At 46.8% G+C, this 1,432-nt stretch carries 1 protein-coding gene; it reads right to left on the bottom strand.

From position 1 onward, the window contains the following. On the bottom strand, positions 1-1,432 hold a 1,432-nt coding region (locus R7P72_RS24350), incomplete at both ends, for an ABC transporter permease (RefSeq protein ID WP_318110874.1).

The following is a 1,432-nucleotide window of genomic DNA, read 5'->3' as shown; positions in this document are numbered from 1 at the left end:
AAGCTACCCACCATGGTCTCAACACCAATATTCGCAGCGAGTGCCAACATAAACGCCATCGTTGCGACACCACGATAGCTCATACTTGCCGCCGCATCAGCAAAGAACCAACGCACACGAACCCAGCGTAACGTGTATGAGAAGCTTTGGAACATGTGCCACATCAAAAATGGCATGAATAGAGCCACACTCACCAACATCAATGCGATAATGGCAAAACCCGTCTCTTGCGTTTTAGGTGCTTGGTAAACCGCAACCGCGGCTACACAGAAAGCACATGCCGCCAATGCTTGCCAAGAAAACTCTCTTCCTGCAAAGCGCATTAACGATAAACGCGAAGACAAGCGAATTGGTTGCGATTTCAACAATCGAATCAGTGGCCACAAACAGGAAATCAGAGCGCCCATTGCCGACATAATCAAACTGTATAAACTCGACTGCCACGACCAACCGATAGTAAGGCCAACGTTGGCGTCATATAGATCGCTCAAACTGGAAGATACTGCAGGGATCAACTCGTTCGCCAACATGAGTCCAAAGAAGTTACCGCAAGCCCAAGCGACCAAAACGAGTATCGAGCGCTCCAGTAATAGCGCTTGCGCCCATTGGGTTCCATTCACACCGGTTTGACGCAAAATGCCGACTAATCTCTGACGCTGAATAAAAGATAGTGACATCGCTTGATAGAAGATAAAAAGTCCAACCAAAAATGACAACATCCCCATCGCGGTTAGGTTCATGTGGAATGCTTTGGTCAAAGATTCAAGCTCAGTACGAGTGTTTCGAACCAAAGTCATGCCATTTGGCAGTATGTTTTTTAATGCGATCAGTTTTTCTTCTGGCATCTCGCCACATGAAATCGCTGAAAGGCCCGAGCTTCGCTTCAACATTCTTAATAAAGAAATGTCGGTAACTAAACGTGTACCTGATAAGAGCTTGTTTTGATCCACTTGGACAGGGCCAAGACGACTGCCGTCATTCAACTCGATAAAGTCACCGTCTTGCCAGTTCATGTAAGACGCCAAATCTTGACTGATCAAGATCGGATACGGCGGCTTCATCAAGGAAAGAACAGGCATCTCATTAAGTGACTTGCCGTGCTGAAGAGGGGTCATTGCGACAGGATCGATGCCAACGAGCATCAAGTTCATGTCCGTTTTGGCATCCAGATGAAGGACGTCAAAAGGCGCACATTGGTTGAAACCAGCGCGGCGCAACTGAATGTAAAACCCTTGAGGAATTTTATTTGCAGAATGTTTGGTACGAATTCGGTAAGGAAGTGGGTTTGAGAAAAGCTTCTCACCTGTTTCGTAACTCTGCTTCGCATGTTGGTTGATAGAAGTAACACCAACGAGAAGCGAAACACCAAGCGTTAAGCCTAACCAGACGAGAATAATTTGCAGTGGGTAACGGCGGTAATGACCGAGTAGTG

It is taken from the genome of Vibrio sp. Vb0888, from assembly GCF_033338835.1.
Classification (GTDB): Bacteria; Pseudomonadota; Gammaproteobacteria; order Enterobacterales; family Vibrionaceae; genus Vibrio; species Vibrio alginolyticus.
This window is presented reverse-complemented; position numbering and strand designations above follow the sequence as displayed.